This window comes from Brevibacillus migulae, assembly GCF_004521915.1.
Classification (GTDB): Bacteria; Bacillota; Bacilli; order Brevibacillales; family Brevibacillaceae; genus Brevibacillus_F; species Brevibacillus_F migulae.
On the sequence record NZ_SDKD01000026.1, the window covers coordinates 15,761 to 38,778 of the forward strand.

The window sequence follows — 23,018 nt, forward strand, 5'->3', positions numbered from 1 at the left end:
CGAGGGTGACATTACCAAGTGGCTCACATGTTGCAGTATCAATCCTGTGGAAAACGAAAAGGGAGGAAGTTCAATATGATTAAAAACAATCGAACAAAGCTTAAGAAACTGGTTCTTTCCGCAGTAGTGGCTGCGAATTGCCTTGCTGCTTTTCCGGTGATGGCAGCAAACGTCGGCGATGATTATACGGCTATCTGGTCTCGCCAGCAAGCGGAGAACGTGGCTCTTACAAAAGAGAATACGGCTCCCCAAGTTAACCTGGACTTTGAACTCGTTGCACCCGACCAATGGGTGTGGGATACATGGCCACTGCAGAACAGAGACGGTTCCCTTGCCAATGTCAAAGGCTACAGAGTCGCATTTGCCCTGGTCGCTCCGCGCTCTCTAGGCTGGGGGGAACGCCATACTCAGGCGAGAATCGGCATGTTCTATTCGAAAAACGGTAAAGATTGGACCTACGCCGGCGTTCCTTATACCTACGAAAAGGCATTGGGCCATATGCAATGGGCAGGCACGTCGATGCTGGACGAGAATGGAAAAGTCCATCTTTTCTATACGGCTACTACCGATATGAATGCGAACGGCGGCAAAGAGTGGAATGAAGAAGGATGGCAGCAACGAGCGGAGCAGCGAATTGCCAAGACCACTTTTGACATCAGTGCGGATAAAAACGGCGTCCACCTGACCAATGAGGGGGAACACCAGATCATTGCTGAACCGGATGGGAACTATTACGAGACTATCGATCAGTTCCAAGGGAAAGGCAATATCATTACTGCGTTCCGCGATCCTTTCTTCTTCCAGGATCCGAACACCGGAAAGGAATACATTATTTTTGAAGGACAGGCCGGGAACGCCAATCCGTTGAAACCGGAAAACATTGGCGATGAGGAGTACCGCAGTACCCATCCGGTTCCGGATCGAGCGGAATTGTACAACGGCAACATCGGGATTGCGGAAGTGCTCGACCACGACATAACCAAGTTGAAACTGCTGCCGCCGCTGCTCGAATCCGTTGGGACCAACCATCAGCTGGAGCGCCCGCATGTCGTGGTAAACGGGGATGATTATTACCTGTTCACCATCAGCCACACCTTCACTTACGCACCGGGCTTGACCGGTCCAGACGGCGTATACGGCTTTGTCGGCGAAGGTCTGCGCAGCGACTACAAACCGATGAACGGCAGCGGTCTGGTCATTGGAAATCCGGAGAAAGATCCTTATCAAGCGTATTCCTGGATGGTGCTTCCAAACCAGCAGGTGATCAGCTTCATTAATGAACCGAAAGATGAAAACGGCCAAACCAAATTCGGCGGAACTTTCTCCACTACGTTGAAAGTGAACCTCGACGGGGACAAATCACAGATCGTCAAAGAGGGAAAAGCAGGCGAAATCAAGCCTTTCGGACCTAACCGCTAAACACGAATTTTCGAACGGAAAGGGGAAAAAACATGATCCGCAAAAACAAGCAAGCATTGACGGCGTTGGTTTTGGCAGCAAGCGTTGTCACTTCTGGCTTCTCTTCTCTCTCAGCATCTGCTGAGGGAGGAGACCAGACTGTTCACTGGACTCGCGAGCAAGCATCGAACATTGTCCTGAACCAAGACAACACCTTGCCTTATACCGACATCGGCAAATTGGAGAAATTGGCGCCTGGATACCACGTATGGGATACCTGGCCGCTGCTTGACCGGGACGGGAACATTGCCTCGTTCAAGGGTTACAAGGTCATTTTTTCTCTCACTGCTCCAAGCGACGTACTTCCGGGCAAGGTTCACGACATCGCCACGATCCGTTATTTTTATTCGAAAAACGGGAAGGACTGGACCTTGGGTGGAGAGCTGTTCCCGAAAGGCACCGCGCTTGGTTCCCGTCAGTGGGCAGGTTCGGCCATGCTGGATGGCGATCAGATTCATGCGTTTTACACCGCTACCGGTCGCGAAGGTGAGAAACAGCTGACCTATGAACAGCGCATCGCTACCGCCACTGGTAAATTGGTGGCCGACAGCAAGGGCGTCCGTTTCGAAAACTGGAGCGAGCATCGTATCATTTTGGAACCGGACGGCAAATACTATCAGACCAAAGAACAAGCGCAGCAAGGGGAAGGCGGCGGTTACGCTTTCCGTGATCCGATGTGGTTCAAAGACCCGAAAACCGGTAAAGAATACTTGCTGTTCGAAGGAAATTCTGGCGGCGCTGTAGGCGAGCGCGCACTGGAGCAGGAGTATGTCGGGAGCCCGGAATACGCACGGCAGCATAGCGTTCCAACTGGAGCCGTCCACGCAAACGGAAACATCGGGATCGCTGAAGTCGAAAATGGCGATCTGACAAAAGTGAAGATGCTTCCCCCGCTTATAGAAGCGAACTACGTGAACGAGGAGCTGGAGCGCCCGCATATCGTGGTGAAGGACAAAAAGTACTATCTCTTTACTGACAGCCACATCAACAAATATGCAGAGGGACTGTCCGGCCCGGAAGGAATGTACGGATTTGTATCCGACTCTCTCATTGGCGGTTACCAACCCCTGAATGGAAGCGGACTGGTTTTGGCGAATCCTCCGGCCAATCCATACCAAGCGTACTCCTGGCTTGTCCTGCCGAATCTGAATGTGGTCGGTTTCGCTCATTTTGGCAATCTGGATGGGATGTCGATCGGGGAAATCGGCAACCAATCACCGGAGTTCCAATTCAGCCGCTTCGGCGGAACTTTGGCGCCTACGGTGAAGCTCTCCATCAAAGACGATCGTACAAAGGTTGAACAACAATACGATCCGGGATGGATTAAATAATCTTTTCCATGACTTGAAAGATTTCTCTTCCTCAGTATTCATGTATGGTCAACCGGCGGCTGTTTGGTTGGCCGTACTGTTTCTTACGCGGAAGATTTGCAACGGGAGGTTAAAGCATGAAACGAAACCATAACAGTATGAAACTACTCCTATCTGCAACATTGCTAGGGTTCTTTACGTTTATAGCAACGGGGATGGACACGAATGTATCAGCGCAGGAGGCTGCTTCCCAATGGACACGTGATGCTGCCAGTCAAGCGACCATGAATGAAGGCAATACAGCGCCTGTCATTCAGATGGACGACCTTCAGAAGATCGCATCGGATTATTATATCTGGGATACGTGGCCGCTGCAGGATCGCAATGGGAACATCGCAGTGGTCAACGGGTATAAGATTATTTTTGCCCTCACCGTACCAAGCGATGTGCTTCCGGGAAAACGACATGACAGCTCGGAAATACGCTATTTTTATTCGAAGGATGGGAAGAGCTGGAAGCTAGGCGGCCTCGTATTCAACGACGGAAAGGCATTAGGCTCCAGACAATGGGCAGGCTCAGCCATCATCGACAAAGGCGGAAAAGTCCATATATTCTACACGGCAACCGGTCGGAAAAATGAGAGCCAGCTGACCTATGAACAGCGCATTGCGACAACGACCGGCAAGATCGTCACTAGCCATACACATGTAGCTTTTACCGATTGGTCCGATCATAAAATCATCCTTCAGCCGGAAGGTCAGTATTACCAAACAAACGAACAGTCCGAACAAGGCGAGGATTCTTACGCATTCCGTGACCCTTACTTTTTCCAAGACCCGAAGACGGATGAGGAGTACATTGTGTTTGAAGCAAACTCTGCTGGAACTCTGGCAGAGCGAACCGACTATCTGGAGCAACACGGGGCGGATGGCCCACAGGAGTTTAATGGAAGCATCGGTATCGCCAAAGCAGTCGATGGCAATCTGACGGAGTTTGAAATGCTCCCTCCTTTATTGGAAGCAAACGGTGTAAATGAAGAGCTTGAACGCCCTACGCTAAGCGTAAAAGGCAACCAATATTATTTGTTCACAAAAACACACCCGGAAAAGTTTGCGCCCGGACTCGATGCACCAGAGGGATTATACGGTTTTACCTCAGACACGATCATGGGAGGATTTCATCCGCTAAATGGAAGCGGATTGGTAATCGCCAACCCGAAAGAGAATCCGTATCAGGCTTATTCGTGGATGGTCATGCAGAACGGCACTGTAATCAGTTTTGTCAACTACGTGAATGTAGAGGGAAAAAACATTTATGAAATTGGTGAACAATCACCGGAGTACCAGCTTGCGCATTTTGGCGGAATGCTTGCACCATCGCTGAAGCTTTCCATCACCGGTGATCAGACGAAAATTGTGCATGAAAAGCAGCAAGGAGTTTTCCATTGATATAACGGCATTGACGTTCAGCTAGTTTCTGAACGTCTTTGTTCTATATAATTCGTCCTTTCTGGCTCATAGTTATCCATTCTGGTGGGATGATAATTGGGAAATGGAGGGGATCGTGACAGGTATGGGAATGCAGCCGAAAGAAATCGTTCGAGAGCTATTGCCTTTAGTTGGGGGGAAGGAAAATATTGTTAGTTCGACCCATTGTGCCTCACGCCTGAGGCTGTTTCTCCATGATGAGGAAAAGGCGGATATGGCAGCGATTGAAAACATAGAAGGGGTAGAAGGGGTAGTTTTCAGGGGCGGTCAAATGCAGATTATCTTTGGATCCGGTAGAGTAAACAGGATCTATAGGGCTCTTGTCGCTGAAGACATGATCTCTCCAACAGTCACACCGGAGATGGAACCGCCGCAAGATTTGGCCCTGCGCCAAGAAGAGAAACCAAGGAAAATGCCTGCATTTGCTCGACTGATTCAAACAATCTCAAACATTTTCGTACCGATTATTCCAGCAATTGTCGCCAGCGGCTTGCTGATGGGTCTGATTGGTATGGTAAAGGCATTTCATTGGATAGCTCCGGGCAGCGCCTGGATGAGTATGCTGCAGATCTTTTCCAGCTCGTCATTTATTATTCTTCCCATATTGATCGGTTACAGTGCAGCTAGAGAATTTGGCGGCAATCCATACTTGGGTGCAGTCGTCGGGGGGATTTTAACCCACCCGTCATTATTAAATCCTACGGAGCTTGGCAGCAGAGTCCCGGATACGATGAATTTGTTTGGATATGTCGTTCCTTTGATCGGATATCAAGGTACGGTGATTCCGATGTTGCTATCCGTATATGTGATGAGCCAGGTGGAGAAAGGCTTACGAAGGTTTGTGCCCACCTCATTAGATCTGTTGGTGATTCCCTTTGTTACGGTGATGTTTACCGCCTGCATCTCGCTGGTCGCGATCGGCCCGGTGGGATTGTATTTTGGCAGCTTAATTACAAGCGGGCTGGAGTATGTCTACCATTATGGAGGATTTTTGGCAGGCTTTCTTTTTGGGGGGTTATATGCGTTGTTTGTGATTACGGGACTCCATCATAGTTTACATGCAATCGAGGCGGAGCTGCTCGCTGATCCGACTGTCGGTGCCAACTTCTTGCTTCCAATCTGGTCGATGGCAAACGTTGCCCAAGGAGGCGCTGCTTTAGCCGTATATTTCAAAACGAAAAGCAAGAGGCTGAGGAAGATAGCAATACCCGCAGCGCTTTCATCTTTTTTGGGGATCATTGAACCAGTCATATTTGGCATTAACCTGAGATTGGTCAGGCCATTTATAGGAGCAGCGATTGGCGGCGGCCTGGGCGGTGCCTATGTAGTGTTTACGCATGTGCTGGCGAATTCGTATGGGTTAACTGGAATCCCGATGATCGCGATTGTAGCGCCATTGGGACTTTTGAATATTACGCATTATCTGACGGGTTTTGCCATCTCCGTCATCGGAGCTTTCCTCGCTACGTGGATGCTGGGCATGAAAGACGAAGAGATCGATTAGACACATCATCCGTGCCGGTGGGTGAAATTGGATACGCACAAAGGGGATAGCTACGGTACACTTTTAGGTAGTGGAACTCCTCACAACTGCAGGGCGCAAGATAGGAGGAATACCATGAAAATCAAAAAAATTCTTAACAATAATGCGGTTGTGGTCTCTGATCAGGGAGAAGAGAAAATCATTCTGGGTTTGGCTATTGCCTTTCAGAAAAGGAAGAATGACCTGATCGATCGGACAAAGATTGAAAAAGTATTTGTCACGACAGGGTGGTCGGAGCACGAAAAATTTGAAGAAATCCTGTCTACTCTCCCGGAAGAGCATATCCAGGTGGCGGAGGAGATTATCTCCTACACGGAGCAAGAATTGGGCGTTACATTAGGGGAGCATATTCATATCGCATTGACAGATCACTTATCTTTTGCCTTGGAACGATTAGCAAAAGGGATGGTGATCAAAAATACATTGCTCAAGGAGATTAAAATCCTGTATACGAAGGAATTCCAGATTGGCTGCTGGGCAAAAGCACTCATCCAGGATAAGCTGGGCGTAGAGATCCCGGAAGACGAGGTCGGCTATATCGCCATGCATATCCATACGGCTAAAATGAACGTCGGGGATATGACAAAAACGATGGATCTGACGACAATGATACATGACATGATTGAAGTCATCGAAGACTGCTTGCATATCAAGATTCCCGAAGAGACGGTTGCCTTTGAACGATTGGTAACCCATTTGCGTTTCTCGATACAACGTTCGGAAGCGGGCGAATCAGCCAATTTGTTAAAACCGGAAATCTCTCAAGTCATCAAAGAAACGTACAAGGAATTTTACTGGTGTGCACAAAAAGCAGGCCAATTTGCAAAAGAAGAATATGATTTTGAAATGTCGGATATGGAACTGGTCTATATCGCCATTCAAATTCAAAAGATATATCATAAACTCAAGATTTCGACATGAATGAGAGTACGTCGTGAGCATCTATTGATCGATAATCCAAACAGAAAGGCAGCCACTCCCAAAAAAGCGGCTGCCTTTTTCACGCAAAAGGCAAAAAAACCGTCACTTAACATAGTGACGGCATTGCAGTCTTATTCGACTTTGAAAGCGGCCTCTTGATGAGTATGAATCTCTTGGCCTTTTTCGACGTGTACTTTCACGGTATAATCTCCCGACTTCGCGATCGTAAGCGCAGCGGCGTATTCACCAGGCTTTGTCTCGGATGCATCGATGAATTCATGCTTTTCCTCGTTAGCCAGCCAATATTCAAACTTTACGGCAGCTCCGGTCAGAGGCTGGCTTTCATTGGTCAGCACTGCGGACAAGGTAGTCTCTTGATTTGCTTTTATGTGATCATTTGGCGTAAAGGCAATGGCAAGTGAATCACTGTGATGGTGGCTTTCTGACTGCCCGGCTGAAGCGTGTTCAGCGTGTTCGTGTGCGGCTCCAGAGGCTTCTGATTGCACCTCCTGAGCTTGCTGCTCTCCGGTTGTTCCATGCGAAGCGTGCTGCGCGTGATCGGTGCCAGTGGTTGAACCGCAAGCGGCAGTAACGAGTAAGGTCATCAGCGCTGCGACTGGTAAAAGGCTATTGCGGAAAAGTTTCATTTGAGTAAACACCTCGAAGAAAATTTAGTACTATTGAAAATATAGAGTATCTATTGAATCGAATCAATAGCCCTAGTGAGTCATTTGATGCATACTCCTAATACTCTAAATAGATAATTGACAATCATTCTCAATGAGATTAACATGTAAATGAGATTGATTTTCATTATCTTTTATGTGGAGAGGGAGAGACTTTCATGTCATCTTTGATCATGATCTATGCGAGCATGACAGGAAACACCGGGGAAATGGCAGAGGCGATCGCGGAAGGCGTGCGCTCATCCGGGCTTGATCTGGTGGAAAAAGAGGTAATGGACGCATCAGCTGCCGATCTGGAAGCTTATGACGGCATTTTGCTTGGCGCTTATACGTGGGGGGACGGAGAGCTGCCTGATGTGTTTTTGGATTTATATGAAGACATGGATCAATTGGACTTGGCCGGCAAAAAAGTAGCCGTATTCGGTTCGTGCGATTCTGCTTACGAGCATGTGGGGGCTGCTGTTGACTTATTGATTGCGAAGGCAGCGGAGCGTGGAGCGGAAGTCGTGCTGGAAGGGTTGAAAGTAGAGCTGGCTCCCACTGCCGCAGAGAAGGAAAAGTGCCGGAGCTTTGGTGAAGCATTCGCGAAACATTTCGGTTAATGGCAGGCCTGCATTCTGATAAAGAAGAGACCGGAGCAGATCGACGCTCCGGTCTTTTTTCGTGATAGGAATATATAAAATTCCCATCGACATTAGAAAAACATGTGCAAGAGAATAGCATGGGATCTGCTTATGGGATCGTTTTTAACAAATACTCGCTTCGTTGGGCAAACCGTTGATAGCCTGCCCGCAAAAATGCATGTTGCATAGGAACATTGCGAATGTCAGTGTCAGCGCGGATGGCATCAACATCGGCATTAAGCAGTGTTTTGGTCCCCTGTGCGAGCAAGCTGTCGATATAACGCTTTCCACGATGCTCGGGTACCACTCCGATATAGGCGATCGTGGCAAAAGCAGGTGCAAATGCCGGCAACACGATTCCCACCAGTTCCCCTTCATGGGTGTATCCGATTTGCCACCAGTCCGGGTGCGCCTGCATGTTTTGCAGATCCGCGTATAGCTCTTTGGCATGCGCATATGCACCAAGCTGTTCTCGCTCATTTTCGATGCGTTTATCCAAGGTATGCATGGAGACGCGCATAATGGCTTCAATCATGTCCTCTTCTCCTACCTGTGACAGAGAGCGGTACTGGAGCGGAGGAGAATGAGGCGGAAGCGTACTACTAGCCGAATTCCACTCAAATCGCATCGTTTCGCGTTCAAGGGTAAAACCCGCTTGCCGTAACAACTGGGCTCGTTTTTCAGGAAACGTTTGAAACTGCGGAGCATGGGGAGGGGTGTCTAGCACATACTCCAATTGCTTCGCCCCCTGCTGCTTTAACAGCGGAAACAAGTCGGCAAAAAAAGCGGCACCCAGTTCGATGAGATTCTCACTTTCCCATGGAAGCTCCCACAGTACCATAGACAGAGGAATATCCAATTTGGGCAGCGTCCAAAGGGCTGCCTGACCAATCGGTGTATTTGCTTCTTCGAGAAAATAGCACCATTGTGGACGCATCGAGCGAGTGGAAAACATGTTTTCCATGTATAGCTGGACAGCGTGGGCAGACGATGCGTGACCACACAAAGAGGAAAAGCGTTCAATCTCGTCAGGCTGAATAACGCGTATGGATAGGCTCTCTGTCATCATTCGAACGATCGGCGTGCAACCCAGGATCCTTGCAGCTTGCGGATCTGGATGATTTGTCCCGTATGATAAGCATCGTGCAGGATGATGTTGAGAACGGCTTCCCCGAGAGAAGGTTGGGGAGAAGGGCGGTCGAAGGCATCGTCTTGGAGGGTGGCCAACACTTCCTGGAGCTCGCGATGGATCGCTTCCGCACGTTTTACAGTAGCTGCCCATGCAGCTTCATCCTCTGGAGCGACGACTTCGTAGGTACCATCATTTGTATCGATGACATGTTCGAGTTCTTTGCCTTGCAATCTTTTTAACAGGCGCTCTTTGTAGTAGAGCAGGTGATTGACCGTCTCCCAGATCGTATTGGCTGCTTCGCCGGTAGGCCGCCAGCTAGCTTGTGCCGCAGTCAGGCCTTCCAGTGCAGGCTGCAGCGGGGGATACCAAGATTCCTCAGCAAAGGTATGATTCAGTTCTTTTCGCAACATTTCGATACGATTCATTGCAAGCAACCTCCTCTATTCGTTTTTGAAAACAATGTTCGCACCAGTCTGTTCACGGTATAATAAAAGTAAGAAGGTAAAGAATGTAACCATCAAAACAATAAACGTTGGTTACAGGAACAATTTACCATATGCCGATGGTGGGGTCAACAGGAAAGCTGGGGGATTGGCATGGATTTTTTGTTTATGGATTTTTTAAATAGCGATTGGCGGGATTGGCGCGGTACAGGACGTTCAGAAGACCGACTGGATCGGCAAGGTTGGCTGGAATCTTTTTGCGCGCGATGGAAGCTAGAGGCGCCGCTTCCCATAGATGCCGAAGCAAGGAAACGATTAGGGGAATTGCGGGAAGCCATGAGACGAATGATCGAGGATTTGGTACATGATGTCGGGTACGAGCCTGCGGATCTTGCCGTCGTCAATCAGGCACTGGCGTTGGCGCCCTCTCATCCACAATTGGTCAAAGGAGAAGCCGTTGGGTTTCATCTTGAGCAGATATCGTCCGTCCCAGGCTGGCCGCTGGTCACGAGTCAGATCGCGGCATCATTTGCCGATTTTTTGGTCCACGAAGATATAAGGCGGCTGAAAATTTGCGACAACCAGGATTGCTGCTGGATTTTTTATGATGAAAGCCGCAACCGCGTACGCCGCTGGTGTGAAGATAAAACGTGCGGGAATCTGATGAAGGTTCGTCGTTTTCGGGAAAGACAAAAAACGCGTGCGGCAGCGGCTGAGGACGAGGGGAAAAAAGGGAAATGAAAGCAAGAGGGCTGTCTCAGGTCGAGATAGCTTTTTTCAGTCGATAAGAATTTATAAAATTCTCATCGACATAATAGCAACTAAGCTCCGCCAAAGACTTGGCGTAGCCAAGTTTTTTCTAATGCTGCTGCAAAATAGAATGGACGGAGGATGACCATGGATAGTTGCGATGTCGATCAGCAGCGTGATAAGATAGGGAACGTTTTGCCGGATGAAAAGAAGATCGGAGAAGGTACAGATGGGTTGGACACTACTAGTATTCATTGGGGCTTGCAGCTACGGCGTGCTCTCCACAATCGTGAAATTTGCCTATGACGCAGGATTTACCGTAGATGAAGTAACCGGATGCCAGCTGTTGATAGCGGCTCTGCTCTCCTGGCTGCTCGTGCTCCTTTTCGGTGGCAGACAGGCAGGGAAGAAAGAATGGCTCTCCTTACTGGCCACCGGCCTATGCACAGGGCTTACCGGTATCTTTTATTATGCGGCGCTACAATACATGGACGCCTCGCTGGCCATCATCATGCTGTTTCAATTCACCTGGATCGGCATGCTCTGGGAGAGTCTGCTCAGCAAAAGCTGGCCTGAGCCTGCCAAGCTGGCCGCACTTGTCCTCCTCTTGGTGGGTACCGTATTGGCCTCAGGGGTCATCGAAGCCGAGCAGCAATTTTCGTTGCTTGGCATGCTGCTGGGTTTGTTGGCAGCGATCTCGTATTCTTTCTTTATCCTGCTGAGTGGTCGTGTGGCGTTGCAGGTCAGCTCCTGGTCGCGCAACGCGATCATGATGACGGGAGCCATGCTGATGACGTTCCTCGTTTATCCGCCACGCTTTCTCTACAATGGCGCATTGGGAGAAGGGCTATGGATGTATGGATCAGGACTGGCTCTTTTCGTCCTGATCTCCATCTTGTGCTTTACGTTCGGCGTCCCGCGGATCGGATCGATGCTCGCCCTCATTCTGGGCTCGGCGGAGCTGCCGACAGCAGTGGTCATGTCCCGCTTTGTCCTGCACGAGCAGGTGACCGGGCTGCAGTGGCTGGGAGTCATCATCATTTTGCTGGGGATCGCCGTGCCGGAGTTAGTCAAGCAGCGCTTGAAGGGATATGTGAATCCGTAAGAAAGGGAATTGGCATCTACTGGGAGAATACATAATCAATCGATCAAAAGAAAGGAACCGAGAAAAAAGTGTCAACCGATCAGAGGATTCATCCTGAATGCGTTTTGGCGATGCGGCGCCTGATGCAGATGCCAAATCCAAAATTTCAGGATTTTGTGGATCTGCGCACCTATGGCACGGATTATTATTCCGGTTTGGGATGGGAAGAGCTGCAGCAATACATCAATGAGAAAACGATCACGATCGTGGAGCAGTTTGAAGAGGAAGCTAACATTTTATCTGCCTTGCGCTGGGTGGCCCGGGGCTTGCCGGTCATGCTGGCCATTCGCAAGGTGAAAGCCGATCACGCCATGTATCGGTATAAGAAGCCCAATCGGGAGTAAGAATGGGATAGCCATAAAGAAGGAGGAGTAACATGGAAAAGCATTTGTCGCAAACCTGGGATCTGGATGTGTTCTTTGCAGGAGGCAGTCAATCGGCGGAGTTTAGCGCCCATCTGGATCAGCTGGAACAGGATATTGCCAAGCTGCAGCAAGCGATCGACAAAGGGGCGCAGACGATCGAGGACCACGCGGCCTTGATTGCTGCCATTCAAAGCATTGCGGTTCGTCTGAAGCAGGCCGGGGCATTTACATCCTGCCTCACCGCGCAGGATGTCAGGGATGAGCATGCAGTGCTCGTCAGCGGGCGGGTAAAATCGATCGGCGCTTCCTACCATGGAGCCCTGACAAAATGGGAGGAGCAACTGCTGAACATTTCCGATGAGCAGTGGCAAGCTTTGCTTGACCATCCGGAGCATGTGCAGATTGCTTTCCCGCTGGAGGAGAGAAGACGCCGGGCGAAGGAAAAGCTTGCTCCTGAGCAGGAAGTGCTGGCCAATGATCTGGCGGTCGACGGCTACCATGGATGGCAGGATCTGTACAATGCAGTCGTAGGGCGGATCAAAATCGAGGTAGAGCATGAAGGGAAGCTGCAGCAGCTCTCGGTCGGGCAGGCTGCCAATCTGATGTCTCATGTCGATCGCGATGTCCGCGAACGCGTCTTCGCCAAGTGGCAGCAAGCTTGGGCAGAGCAGGGCGAGCTGTGCGCACAGGCGCTCAATCATCTGGGCGGCTTCCGCCTGCAGCTGTATCGCCACCGCGGCTGGGACGATATCCTGAAGGAACCGATGGATATCAACCGTATGTCGGAGCGTACCTTGCATGCGATGTGGGAAGCGATCAACAATCGGAAAGACCGGCTCGTCGCATACCTGGAGCGAAAAGCGAAGTTGTTGGGGGTAGAAAAGCTGAGCTGGGCGGATGTCGGCGCACCGCTTGGCAGTGTGAACAAAGTGATCCCTTATGAGGAAGCAGCGGCCTTCATTCAGGAGCATTTTGGTCGTTTCAGTCCGAGGCTGAAGGAAATGGCTGGCATTGCATTTGCGGATCGCTGGATTGAGGCGGAGGATCGGCCTGGCAAGCGTCCCGGTGGCTTTTGCACAAGCTTTCCGCAGAGCGGACAGTCGCGGATCTTTATGACCTATGCGGGGAATACCGGCAATGTGTCTACGCTGGCCCATGAGCTGGGGCACGCTTTTCACCAGCACGTCATGAGCGGAGTGCCGCCGATGGCGCAAAATTATGCGATGAACGTAGCGGAGACGGCCTCCACCTATGCGGAAACCATCGTGGCGGATGCCGCTGTCCGGGAAGCAAGCACCCCGGAAGAAAGAATCGCCCTGTTGGAAGATAAAATCCAGCAAAGCGTCGCTTACTTTATGAACATCCAGGCACGCTTCCTGTTCGAGCAGCGCTTCTACGCGGAGCGCAAAAAAGGGCTTGTCTCGGTCGGCCGCTTGAATCAATTGATGGAGGAAGCGCAGCGGGAGGCGTATGGAGATGCTCTTTCCTCGTACGAACCACATTTCTGGGCATCGAAGCTGCATTTTTACATTACGACTTATCCGTTCTATAACTTTCCGTATACATTCGGCTATTTGTTCAGCCTGAGTCTGTATGCCCGCACCTTGGAAGAAGGACTCGCCTTCGAGGAGAAATACATCAATCTGTTGCGTGACACAGGCAGGCTGCCTGTTGAAGAGCTGGCCAAACGTCATTTGGGTGTAGAGATGGGGGAAGTCGAGTTCTGGCAGCAAGCTGTGGATTTGGCCGTAGCGGATATCGAGGAATTTTTGCGTTTGACAGAGTAATTGCGAGACCAGAAAAAAAGCCTGTTTCCTTCTGCGAAGGAGCGGGCTTTTTTACATTCGCTTTACAAAAAATTGGGAAAAGTGTCGACAAAATAAGCCACAATGCCTAGTGGGCTCCATAGTATCATGGAAGTACAGAATCTCCCAAAAAATTGAAGGAGGAATCTATGAAACGGAAAGCCCCCAAAATAGCGGCTTTGCTGGTCGCAAGCAGCCTGGTTGCCGTACCGGTCTTGCAAGCAACTGCAGCTCCCCAGCATCAAAGCGCGAAGGATGACGTGCAAGCAGCAAAAGAAGGAAAAGTAGCGGTTATCGAGATTGCCAATGAGGCAACCGATGCGATTTTGCAGTTGGGCAGCAAGGACGACGAGACGCTTACCCTCGTAGCGACCGCGAAGGATGAAAATGGAAACGTCATCACGGACAAGAAGATTCAATGGAAATCGTTGGACAAAAAGGTAGCCGTCGTGGATAAGAACGGAAACGTATCGGCCGTTCGTCCCGGTACTGCCGAAATCGAAGCGAAGATGGCCAACGTCAGAGCGGTATTCGAAGTAACGGTTAAGTTTAAAGACAATTCAGACAGAGAGCGCGCAGTGCGGGAAGCAACGGCAGCCATCGACGCGCTCCCATCGCTTGACGATTTGACGTTAGCGGATGCTCCGGCCGTAGCAGCAGCAAGAGAAAAGGTCAATGCGGCGCTGGCGCTGGGAGCACAGGAAAGCGAGATCCGCAATCTGGACGAGCTTGTCGATGCGGAAGAAAAACTGCGCGAGCTGCAGCCGGATCCTGTGCTTGTCCTGAAGGAGCAGACGATCGTCGAAGCGGACGAGAATGACGGAAGCATCGAGCAAGAGCAGATCGTTTCCGTCGAGGACGGCGCTTTTGCTGATGATCTTAGCAAAGATCACGTACTGATTACGAATCTGCCGGAAGGCCTGAACTATGACATCAGACGCATCGATGGACAGAGCTTCTCGATTGCCTTTACCGGAAAAGCGAACCATCATGCGGATGCGGATGATGTCGCGGATGCGCGGGTAATCGTAACGAAGGAGAAAGTGGCAATGGCCACTGATGATCTCAAGAGTGAACCGTTCCGGTTTGATTTCCATGACCCTGACCAGCTGAGCATCGCCAAGGCCCGTACCATGGAAGGAGAAACCGTGACGATCAAAGGGATCGTGACCGCAGACAATGCGGCGATTGGCGGCGGAAAATTGTCAACGTTTATGCAGGACCAAAGCGGCGGTATCAACATCTTTAACCAAAATGCAAGCTTATTTCCAGAGCTGGTGGAGGGTGATAAGGTGGAGGTAACGGGAAAAATCACGGTGTATCGTGGTCTGACGGAAATCGTTCCTGCTGCGGATGGCGTCAAGGTGTTGTCACAGAATAACCCATTGCCGCAGCCTGTCGCGATCGATCTGGCGCAGCTTGAAGAGGCAAGCGCTGCGGAGCCGCTGGAAGGCACATTGGTGGAAGTCACCGGTTTTATCGATAGCATTCCGGGCAGTCCGGCGGGCGGAGGATACAACGTCAACCTGATCGACAGCCAATTCCATGGCGTCACCCTGCGCATCATGCAGGACAGCATGGACATCAGCAGCGTAAAGGCGAAAAAATGGTACAAGATCACCGCGATCGTTGGGCAGTTTGACAGCGGCTACCAATTGCTCCCGCGCAAGGAATCTGATCTGCAATTGCTGACCGAGCAGCCGGATCCGCCGACGCAAGCCGGTTCGTATCCATCCGTCGTTTCGGATGTCGTCGATGGGGATACGGTACATTTGTCGGAGCCAGTGATCGGCATCACCAAGGTCCGTTACGTGAATATCGACACTCCGGAAACGTATCATACCGTCAATAATGAGCTGGATCGCAACCAGAAGGTCCATGGGGAGAAAGCGAAGGCTTATTTGAAAACGCTGCTCCCGGCTGGTGAGGATGTCACGGTAAAGGTGGGCGTAGAAGCTACCGATGATTATGGCCGATTGCTTGCGGAGGTCATACGGGATCGTGATCAGCTGAACACGAATATGGAAATGGTACAGAGCGGATATGCTGCGACCTATTTCATCTGGCCGTTTGATGAAGAGGTCTACGAGCCTTATTCCCGAGCTGTCAAGGAAGCGGTTTTGGATGGGAAAGGCATCTGGAATCCGTATGATCCATTGCTGGAGCTGCCGTTTGAGTTCCGCGGACGCGAGCAAGGCAAAGGCCTGACCCGCTATGTCGGCAACTACTATACCCATGAATATGTAGCGCCTGAGGAGTTTAAGGCGATCCCGGTGGAAGCCCGCGTCTTTTTCGCATCACCCGAGGAAGCCGAGGAGAACGGTTATGACCCAATGCCTGCACAGGAAGTGGCGGATGGTCTGACAGTGGCTGCCGATAAAGCAGCGCTGAAACTCGATTACGACGGCACATCGCCTGTCATTGCGCTGCCGACAGCAGGAGAAGGTGGGTCGACAATTGAATGGAGCCTGCGCAATCCTGTGCAAAGTGATCTGATTCAGCTCTCGACAGGTACAGTCAACCGCGAAGGACTGATGCACGATACAACCGTCACGTTGGTGGCGACCATCAAAAAAGGAGAAGCCGTCGATGTGCAAGGATTCCCCGTCTTGATCAAGGCGGAATCCGGCACGACTCCAGACCCTGTCGTAACGGATCTGTTGATCTCCGAATATGTGGAGGGCACAAGCAACAACAAGGCGATCGAAATCTATAACGGCACGGATCAGGAAATCGACCTCGCGGCTGGGGGTTATGCTTTGGTGCTGTATGCTAACGGGAACACGTCCCCTACCAATACCTTCACCTTTACCGGAAAGCTGGCGGCTGGCAGCACCTATGTGATTGCCAATGCGTCTGCCAATGCAGCGATCTTGGAAAAGGCGCAAGCGACAAGCACGGTCACTTACTTTAATGGGGACGATGCACTGGTGCTCTATAAGAACTTCGACCCCACCACAAAGACCGGAACCGTGATTGATGTCATCGGAGCGGTCGGTGTCGATCCGGGCACTGCCTGGGGAACAGGTGTCAGGACGGTGGATCAGACGTTGGTGCGTAAGAGCAGTGTTCACAAGGGCAATACGAGTGTGAACGGCCCCTTTGATCCTGCAGATGAATGGGAAAGCAAAGGCATTGATGTCATCGATGATTTAGGAAAACACAAAATCGAATAAGGAACGAACCTCCTCCCTTTTCCAAAAGGGAGGTTTTTCTTGGAAAACTACGTAAAATCAGGAAGGTTTTTCGCGAACGGTGCCGAATAGAAAAAGACGATCTTTGTACAGGGAGAGCCGAGGAGATGTGCTTTGTTATTTAGACTGGCGATTACGATCTTTGTCATTCACATATCGTTGTCATCGATTTTGTTGAACACGGTGTGTCATCTCCCTTTTCTGTTCGTGTCCGGCGGCTTGCTGCTGTTCTTGGTCTGGATGGAAAAGATGTATCCGCGGCTCTGGTTGCTGCAGCTGCTGACCTTGGCACTGTTTCAATGGTCCAGTATGGTAAATGGGTTTACTCCGCTTTATTTGTTCTTTGTCGGGAAGGAAGCGTATCGGTTCAAGGAATTGGGAAAATCCATCGCCGCTGCCTTTACCTACATAGTCGTATTTGCGACGATTCGCCTTACTTACGATCCCTTTGATCTCAGCCATGCGCTGGTGATCTTGAGTGATATCATGGCCGCTATGGCCGTTGCGGCCGCCGTGCATTTTATCGTCCGTTTTGAAAGGGAGAAGCACGATCTGGACAGGCGCTACGACTTTTTGGCCAAGCACGATGCCTTGACTGGGCTGGTCAATTTTCAGGAATGTCATATCCGGCTGCAGGAATTGGTCCATAAAGGGGCTTCCTTATGTTTTATCCTGATCGATTGCAATGATTTGAAATCGTTGAACAGTGATTATGGGTATGAAGCGGGCAATCGGATCCTGTTACGCACGAGCCAGCTGCTGCACGATTGGTTTCCGGATGCGTATTTCATCTCGCGCTATGGGGGAGATGAGTTTGTCGTCGTCTCACGAGTAGCGGACAAGACAGCGGAATCCATCAATGATTCGGTGATCCGATTTGCCGGTGAAGCCAAGCAATCCTTTGGAATCGAAGTGACCTACGGCTGTGTCTTTTTCCCGGGCGAGGCGAAAAACAAGGAAGATATCCTGACGATAGCGGAAAAACGCGTGGCCAGCATGAAACGTGAGCTGTGGCTCCGGCTGGAGGAAGATATGCTCCGCTCCGAAAAGCTGCGGGTCGTCGGTGAACTGGCGGCGGGCATGGCACATGAAATCCGTAACCCGATCACTGCGGTCAAAGGATTTTTGCAAATATCCAAGGAGAATGATTACAATATCGAGCGCTGGTACGATATCTTGATGCACGAAATTTCTCGGGTGAGTGAGCTGACTTCCGAGTTGCTGCAGTTCTCCAAGCCGCACATGACCAAATTTCGCGTGGAATTGATAAGCGATTGCATCCAGCGTATTGTCTACCTGACCGAATCGGAAGCATTGTTAAAAGGACATGCGCTGCACGTGGAAATCCTGGCTGACAGTCTCTATGTACGGATCGATCGGGATAAGATGATCCAGGTGCTGTTGAACCTCGTGAAAAATGCCTTTGATGCCATGCAGGAATCGGGGACCGTGACCATCCGCCTCTCACGGCAGAAGGACAACGCGATGATTGAAGTGATCGACACGGGCCGCGGCATTCCTGAGTCTGAGCTGCCTCATATCTTTTTGCCTTTCTATACAACAAAGGAGAATGGAACCGGATTGGGATTGTCCATATGCCACAAAATCGTGGAAGATCAAGGCGGCACGTTGACGGTGACGAGCGAGGAGAAAAAAGGGACGACTTTTCATCTGTCTTTGCCGCTGGTAACAGAAACATAGCCTTGCTTCGTGGCTGCGGTGGGGAGAGCGCGTTTCCGCAACTCCGTAATGCAGGGAAGTGGAGACTGACCGCTCCGTTTCGAAAGAGGCTCTCCAGCGTGGCAGCAGCTTAAGATAAAACGACAAAAAGAGTGAAAGGAAGCAGCATTTATCCTTCACTCTTTTTCTCTTTCCGTTTGACTTTTGGCAACACCCACGTGAGGAAGGGGAGAGAGGGCCCTTCCTTCGTCACCATGTTTGCCCAAACCTTGCTGATGGTAAAACTTCGAATGAACGGATCAGGAAGCGCTTGTCCAAGCGTGATACGCAAGCAGCACCCAGCCTGCCAGGAACAGTACTCCGCCGATCGGTGTGATCGCCCCGAGTACTTTGATGCCGGTGAGGCTTAGCGCAAACAAGCTTCCGGAAAAAATGACGATCCCCAAGAAGAAGCACCACCCAGACCAAGTCAGTGCTGCGCTGGCAGGCGTCAATTTGTACAAAATGGCTACGGCAAGCAAGGCCAAGGCGTGGATCGCCTGGTAATGCACGCCGGTTTGAAAGATGGAAAGCGAGTATTCGGAAAGCTTGCTTTTCAATCCATGGGCTGCAAATGCACCGAGTGCTACAGATAGAAATCCATGCAAGCTGCCTAACAAAAGAAACAATCGCAACGTAGAATACCTCCTCGAACCCGTAATGATATCCTATCTATTGTAACCGATCCGCTTTAGCGATGGCCAATTTGCCACAGAACAGACAAAACTGTCGTCATTTTCGTTTAATCCCATATACATAAGGTAGAAGAGGAATGTGATCTTCGACCGGGGGGATGACGAATGACCAACGAGGAAATGCGTGAACTGGATCGTGCGATAGATGAAATTACGGAGATCGCCAAGGGCTTTGGGCTCGATTTTTATCCGATGCGCTATGAGGTTTGCCCGGCGGATATCATTTATACGTTTGGCGCTTATGGCATGCCTACCCGTTTTTCGCACTGGAGCTTCGGAAAGTCCTTTTATCGGATGAAGCTCAGCTACGATCTGAATTTGAGCAAAATCTACGAGCTGGTGATCAATTCCAATCCATGCTACGCCTTTTTGCTCGATGGCAACAGCCTGATTCAGAACAAGCTGATCGTAGCCCATGTCTTGGGACATTGCGATTTCTTCAAAAATAATGCCCGTTTCTCCAACACCAATCGGGATATGGTGGAGAGCATGGCGGCAAGCTCTGAGCGGATCCGCCAATACGAAATCGCTCATGGAAAAGAAGCAGTGGAGACCTTCCTCGACGCGTGCCTGGCGATTCAGGAGCATATCGATCCGAGCCTGCTGCGTCCGAAGCTCCGCTGGAAAAAAGATGCCGAGGAGAAGCCTGCGAAGCGCGAGAGCCATTCTCCTTACGACGACTTGTGGCGCTTGGATGGCACGAAGAATAACGACGAGAGCGGTCAAAAAGCATCCCGTCGCTTCCCTCCCGAGCCAGAAAAAGATCTGCTGCTGTTTATCCAGGAGCATGCCAGTGGCCTGGAGGAATGGCAGCGGGATATCCTGACCATCATTCGCGATGAAATGCTGTACTTCTGGCCGCAGATGGAGACCAAGATCATGAACGAAGGCTGGGCATCCTACTGGCACAGCCGCATCCTGCGCGAAATGGACCTGACAGAGGATGAGACCATCGAGTTTGCCAAACTGCACGCATCCGTTATCCAGCCATCCCCAACAAGCATCAATCCCTATCATCTGGGGCTGAAAATCTTTGAGGACATTGAAGAGCGCTACAATAACCCGACACGTGAAGAGCAGGAACGCTTCGGACGCAAGCCGGGGGAAGGACGCGCCAAAATATTCGAGGTGCGCGAGCTGGAGTCGGATACCAGCTTCATCCGCAATTATTTGACGGAGGATCTGGTCAACAAGCTGGATTTGTACATGTTCGGCAAGCAGGGCAATGATTGGGTGGTCACCGACAAGGCATGGGAGCAAGTGCGCGACGGTCTGGCCGGCGTGCGGGTAAATGGCTGCTTTCCTTATATTACCGTGTGGGACGGCGACTATTTGCGCATGGGAGAGCTGTATCTCAAGCATCATTTTGAAGGGCTTGAGCTGGATACCAAATACATCGAGAAGACGCTCCCGTACGTGCATACGCTGTGGAGCAAGAGCGTTCATCTGGAGACCGTCATTGAAGATCGCGGTGTGCTGTTTACCTATGATGGAAAAAAGGTGCATCGCCGGTTTTTGTAAAGGAAATAAGAACTGCCCGAAGCTGATGGGCAGTTCTTTTGTTTTGGAAGAAATATACGGGGGTATATCCTTAAAGTATGGAAATATTCATCAGGAGGATCGAATCTACATGAACGCATTTTTTCGACCAGGAATCATACTACTTAATCGCTTTAAGTATCCCCAGAAATTTAGCCTGATTGGAGGGCTGTTGATTATTCCAATCATAATCTTCGTTTGGATGGTAGTGCAGCAAGTCTCCGTAGACTTAACCACTTTGGAAACACGACGAGCGGGTTTGGTTCTAAATGGATTGACGAAGGATTTTTTGCAGGACGTCCAGCAGCATAGAGCCATTGCCAATTCCTTTTTAAGCGGCGATGCAAGCTACCAACAGAAAATGAAAGCGAAGCAGCAAGAAATCGAGCAGGATATACAGAAAATTGAGACGTTGCTGAATGAGAGCGTATCCCTTTCAGGGGTACTGGAGAAATGGACGGACATTAAGCAGGCGTGGATAACAATGGTTCCCGGATTTGAAGGGGTGACAGCGGCCGAGGCTGTTGAGCAGCATACGGCTTATATCGGCAAAGTACTTGATTTTATGGTAGCGGCTTCAGAAAACTCGAATCTGTACCTCGCGAACAATATGGAAAATTACTATGTTATCTCTAGTATCGTAAAAACGCTTCCGGAATTATCGGAAAAACTCGGTCAAGTTAGAGCGAACGGACTCACGGTTCTAAATACAAAGCAATTGACTCCAGAGCTTGAACGGAAACTTATCGATTTATATTCCTCGGTGACCAGTCGAAATCAGACGCTCGAACATGAAATGGAAATGAATACGTCGCCGACTGTTAAGAGCGCCTATGAGAAGATGCAGGAACAAACGGCGGGATTTCTCAATTTGGTGGATAAAGAGTTGTTGAAAAGCTCCTCCATTCAATATAGTCCGGCAGCGTACATGGATGTTGCCACAAAGACAATCGATAGCAGCTTTGTCGTGTTGGACGAACAGCAGAAATATATGGAGGGACTGCTGCAGGATGCTTCTGACCAGTTGAGCAATCAAAGAACGATTACGATTATGCTATCAACGCTTGTCATCTTGCTGGCTATTTACGGGTTCATCGCTTTTTATCTGTCTATCAACCGGAGCATTACACTGCTCAAGGAAGCCACGCTATCACTGGCGGACGGAGACTTGAAAATCCAAGTCGAGCTGGAAACTAGGGATGAAATGAGTCAGGTGAGTACCAGCTTCAATCAAACGGCACACAAATTGCGCCATCTCATTCAGCAGGTTGGAAACAACTCTGAGCAGGTTGCTGCTTCCGCAGAGCAGCTTAATGCGAGCGCGGATCAGACAAGCAAGGCAACAGAGCAGATCGCCAGTACCGCTCAGGAGCTGGCAGCGGGTAGTGAGCAGCAAGTCCAGAATATCACAGACAGCTCTCAATCTGTGAAAGAGATGTCGATGGGAATTCAACGGATTGCATCGAACGCGCAGCATGTTTCCGAAGTAGCGAGTCAAGCAGCTGAAATCGCTCAGAATGGAAATCAATCGATCCATATGGCCATCCAGCAAATGAATGCCATTCAGCAGACGATTTTGGGACTAGCAGACGTAGTCAAAGGCTTAGGTATACGCTCAGGAGAGATTGGCACTATTACCAGTGCGATTACAGGAATTGCGGGCCAGACTAATCTGCTGGCACTTAATGCTGCCATTGAAGCTGCCCGAGCTGGCGAACACGGAAGAGGGTTTGCAGTAGTTGCAGATGAGGTTCGAAAGCTGGCGGAGGACGCATCCGGATCGGCTCGACAAATCACTGCACTGATCCAAGATATCCAGGCAGAAACCAGTAAAGCAGTTGAATCGATGGAACAGGGAACAAAGGAAGTTCAGGAAGGAATCTATGTGGTGAACAATGCGCGACTTTCCTTCACGCAGATCAATCAATTCGTTAATGAAGTTGCCAAACAGATTAAAGAGGTATCCACGGCGACACAAACCCTTTCGGTGCACACGCAAAAGGTGGTAGCTTCTATGGATGAGATCAACGAACTCTCCAGTGCTACAGCGTATGGCACACAAAGTATATCCGCAGGAACAGAGGAGCAATTGGCTTCGATGGAGGAAATATCTGCATCGGCCAATGCGCTCTCCAAAATGGCGGAAGAGCTGCAGGAGCTCATTTCAACATTTAAAGTCTAACTGCATCGATGGCTGAAAAAGA

General features: G+C 50.2%; 18 protein-coding genes. 14 read left to right on the forward strand and 4 right to left on the reverse strand.

The window, feature by feature from the left end:
- Positions 1 to 75 precede the first annotated feature (75 nt).
- The 5 genes from EIZ37_RS22205 to EIZ37_RS22225 all read left to right on the forward strand — a co-directional run bounded on the left by EIZ37_RS22205 (position 76) and on the right by EIZ37_RS22225 (position 6,719).
- The gene (locus tag EIZ37_RS22205; RefSeq protein WP_134686958.1) at positions 76 to 1,419 is read left to right on the forward strand and encodes a glycoside hydrolase family 68 protein; all 1,344 of its coding nucleotides are present in this window, start codon (positions 76 to 78) and stop codon (positions 1,417 to 1,419) included.
- A 32-nt stretch (positions 1,420 to 1,451) separates the two neighbouring features.
- Positions 1,452 to 2,789, forward strand: a complete 1,338-nt coding sequence (locus tag EIZ37_RS22210) for a glycoside hydrolase family 68 protein (RefSeq protein ID WP_134686959.1) — start codon at positions 1,452 to 1,454, stop codon at positions 2,787 to 2,789.
- A gap of 116 nt (positions 2,790 to 2,905) precedes the next feature.
- Positions 2,906 to 4,216 carry a glycoside hydrolase family 68 protein gene (locus EIZ37_RS22215; RefSeq protein WP_134686960.1) on the forward strand — a complete coding sequence of 437 codons (1,311 nt, stop codon included), beginning with the start codon at positions 2,906 to 2,908 and terminating at the stop codon, positions 4,214 to 4,216.
- 130 nt (positions 4,217 to 4,346) lie between these two features.
- The gene (locus EIZ37_RS22220) at positions 4,347 to 5,759 is read left to right on the forward strand and encodes a sucrose-specific PTS transporter subunit IIBC (protein ID WP_134686981.1); all 1,413 of its coding nucleotides are present in this window, start codon (positions 4,347 to 4,349) and stop codon (positions 5,757 to 5,759) included.
- Between the two features lie 114 nt (positions 5,760 to 5,873).
- On the forward strand, positions 5,874 to 6,719 hold the full coding sequence (locus EIZ37_RS22225) for a PRD domain-containing protein (protein WP_134686961.1): 846 nt from the start codon (positions 5,874 to 5,876) through the stop codon (positions 6,717 to 6,719).
- A 131-nt stretch (positions 6,720 to 6,850) separates the two neighbouring features.
- Here the strand turns inward: EIZ37_RS22225 and EIZ37_RS22230 are convergent, their stop codons facing one another.
- Entirely contained in the window at positions 6,851 to 7,366 is a 516-nt protein-coding gene (locus tag EIZ37_RS22230) for a FixH family protein (protein ID WP_134686962.1), read from the reverse strand.
- Positions 7,367 to 7,563: 197 nt separating this feature from the next.
- Here EIZ37_RS22230 and EIZ37_RS22235 point away from each other — a divergent pair, with 197 nt between their 5' ends.
- On the forward strand, positions 7,564 to 8,007 hold the full coding sequence (locus tag EIZ37_RS22235) for a flavodoxin (protein WP_134686963.1): 444 nt from the start codon (positions 7,564 to 7,566) through the stop codon (positions 8,005 to 8,007).
- A 130-nt stretch (positions 8,008 to 8,137) separates the two neighbouring features.
- Here EIZ37_RS22235 and EIZ37_RS22240 read toward each other — a convergent pair whose 3' ends face one another.
- Together EIZ37_RS22240 and EIZ37_RS22245 are read right to left on the reverse strand one after the other, a co-directional pair.
- On the reverse strand, positions 8,138 to 8,992 hold the full coding sequence (locus EIZ37_RS22240; RefSeq protein ID WP_235828161.1) for a GNAT family N-acetyltransferase: 855 nt from the start codon (positions 8,990 to 8,992) through the stop codon (positions 8,138 to 8,140).
- A 101-nt stretch (positions 8,993 to 9,093) separates the two neighbouring features.
- Positions 9,094 to 9,585 carry a DinB family protein gene (locus tag EIZ37_RS22245; RefSeq protein WP_134686964.1) on the reverse strand — a complete coding sequence of 164 codons (492 nt, stop codon included), beginning with the start codon at positions 9,583 to 9,585 and terminating at the stop codon, positions 9,094 to 9,096.
- Between the two features lie 171 nt (positions 9,586 to 9,756).
- Here EIZ37_RS22245 and EIZ37_RS22250 point away from each other — a divergent pair, with 171 nt between their 5' ends.
- The 6 genes from EIZ37_RS22250 (at position 9,757) to EIZ37_RS22275 (ending at position 18,562) form a co-directional block, all read left to right on the forward strand.
- Entirely contained in the window at positions 9,757 to 10,344 is a 588-nt protein-coding gene (locus tag EIZ37_RS22250) for a CGNR zinc finger domain-containing protein (protein ID WP_134686965.1), read from the forward strand.
- A gap of 238 nt (positions 10,345 to 10,582) precedes the next feature.
- On the forward strand, positions 10,583 to 11,458 hold the full coding sequence (locus tag EIZ37_RS22255; protein ID WP_134686966.1) for an EamA family transporter: 876 nt from the start codon (positions 10,583 to 10,585) through the stop codon (positions 11,456 to 11,458).
- A gap of 68 nt (positions 11,459 to 11,526) precedes the next feature.
- Positions 11,527 to 11,841, forward strand: a complete 315-nt coding sequence (locus tag EIZ37_RS22260) for a hypothetical protein (protein WP_235828162.1) — start codon at positions 11,527 to 11,529, stop codon at positions 11,839 to 11,841.
- Between the two features lie 32 nt (positions 11,842 to 11,873).
- A complete protein-coding gene (locus EIZ37_RS22265) occupies positions 11,874 to 13,649 on the forward strand; it encodes a M3 family oligoendopeptidase (protein ID WP_134686967.1) in 1,776 nt (591 codons plus the stop codon).
- A 167-nt stretch (positions 13,650 to 13,816) separates the two neighbouring features.
- Positions 13,817 to 16,843 (forward strand): thermonuclease family protein, encoded by a 3,027-nt coding sequence (locus EIZ37_RS22270; protein WP_134686968.1) that lies wholly within the window; start codon positions 13,817 to 13,819, stop codon positions 16,841 to 16,843.
- 132 nt (positions 16,844 to 16,975) lie between these two features.
- A complete protein-coding gene (locus tag EIZ37_RS22275; RefSeq protein WP_134686969.1) occupies positions 16,976 to 18,562 on the forward strand; it encodes an ATP-binding protein in 1,587 nt (528 codons plus the stop codon).
- A 278-nt stretch (positions 18,563 to 18,840) separates the two neighbouring features.
- On the opposite strand, the gene EIZ37_RS22280 is transcribed toward EIZ37_RS22275, so the two are convergent.
- A complete protein-coding gene (locus tag EIZ37_RS22280; RefSeq protein WP_134686970.1) occupies positions 18,841 to 19,215 on the reverse strand; it encodes a DUF423 domain-containing protein in 375 nt (124 codons plus the stop codon).
- A gap of 165 nt (positions 19,216 to 19,380) precedes the next feature.
- Here EIZ37_RS22280 and EIZ37_RS22285 point away from each other — a divergent pair, with 165 nt between their 5' ends.
- A complete protein-coding gene (locus tag EIZ37_RS22285; protein ID WP_134686971.1) occupies positions 19,381 to 20,796 on the forward strand; it encodes a SpoVR family protein in 1,416 nt (471 codons plus the stop codon).
- 190 nt (positions 20,797 to 20,986) lie between these two features.
- Positions 20,987 to 22,996 (forward strand): methyl-accepting chemotaxis protein, encoded by a 2,010-nt coding sequence (locus EIZ37_RS22290; RefSeq protein ID WP_167569086.1) that lies wholly within the window; start codon positions 20,987 to 20,989, stop codon positions 22,994 to 22,996.
- Positions 22,997 to 23,018 lie beyond the last annotated feature (22 nt).

Coding starts and splice junctions, on each gene's coding strand:
- EIZ37_RS22205 (WP_134686958.1), top strand. CDS start 76: ATGATTAAAAACAATCGAACAAAGCTTAAGAAACTGGTTCTTTCCGCA.
- EIZ37_RS22210 (WP_134686959.1), top strand. CDS start 1,452: ATGATCCGCAAAAACAAGCAAGCATTGACGGCGTTGGTTTTGGCAGCA.
- EIZ37_RS22215 (WP_134686960.1), top strand. CDS start 2,906: ATGAAACGAAACCATAACAGTATGAAACTACTCCTATCTGCAACATTG.
- EIZ37_RS22220 (WP_134686981.1), top strand. CDS start 4,347: ATGCAGCCGAAAGAAATCGTTCGAGAGCTATTGCCTTTAGTTGGGGGG.
- EIZ37_RS22225 (WP_134686961.1), top strand. CDS start 5,874: ATGAAAATCAAAAAAATTCTTAACAATAATGCGGTTGTGGTCTCTGAT.
- EIZ37_RS22230 (WP_134686962.1), bottom strand. CDS start 7,366: ATGAAACTTTTCCGCAATAGCCTTTTACCAGTCGCAGCGCTGATGACC.
- EIZ37_RS22235 (WP_134686963.1), top strand. CDS start 7,564: ATGTCATCTTTGATCATGATCTATGCGAGCATGACAGGAAACACCGGG.
- EIZ37_RS22240 (WP_235828161.1), bottom strand. CDS start 8,992: ATGGAAAACATGTTTTCCACTCGCTCGATGCGTCCACAATGGTGCTAT.
- EIZ37_RS22245 (WP_134686964.1), bottom strand. CDS start 9,585: ATGAATCGTATCGAAATGTTGCGAAAAGAACTGAATCATACCTTTGCT.
- EIZ37_RS22250 (WP_134686965.1), top strand. CDS start 9,757: ATGGATTTTTTGTTTATGGATTTTTTAAATAGCGATTGGCGGGATTGG.
- EIZ37_RS22255 (WP_134686966.1), top strand. CDS start 10,583: ATGGGTTGGACACTACTAGTATTCATTGGGGCTTGCAGCTACGGCGTG.
- EIZ37_RS22265 (WP_134686967.1), top strand. CDS start 11,874: ATGGAAAAGCATTTGTCGCAAACCTGGGATCTGGATGTGTTCTTTGCA.
- EIZ37_RS22270 (WP_134686968.1), top strand. CDS start 13,817: ATGAAACGGAAAGCCCCCAAAATAGCGGCTTTGCTGGTCGCAAGCAGC.
- EIZ37_RS22285 (WP_134686971.1), top strand. CDS start 19,381: ATGACCAACGAGGAAATGCGTGAACTGGATCGTGCGATAGATGAAATT.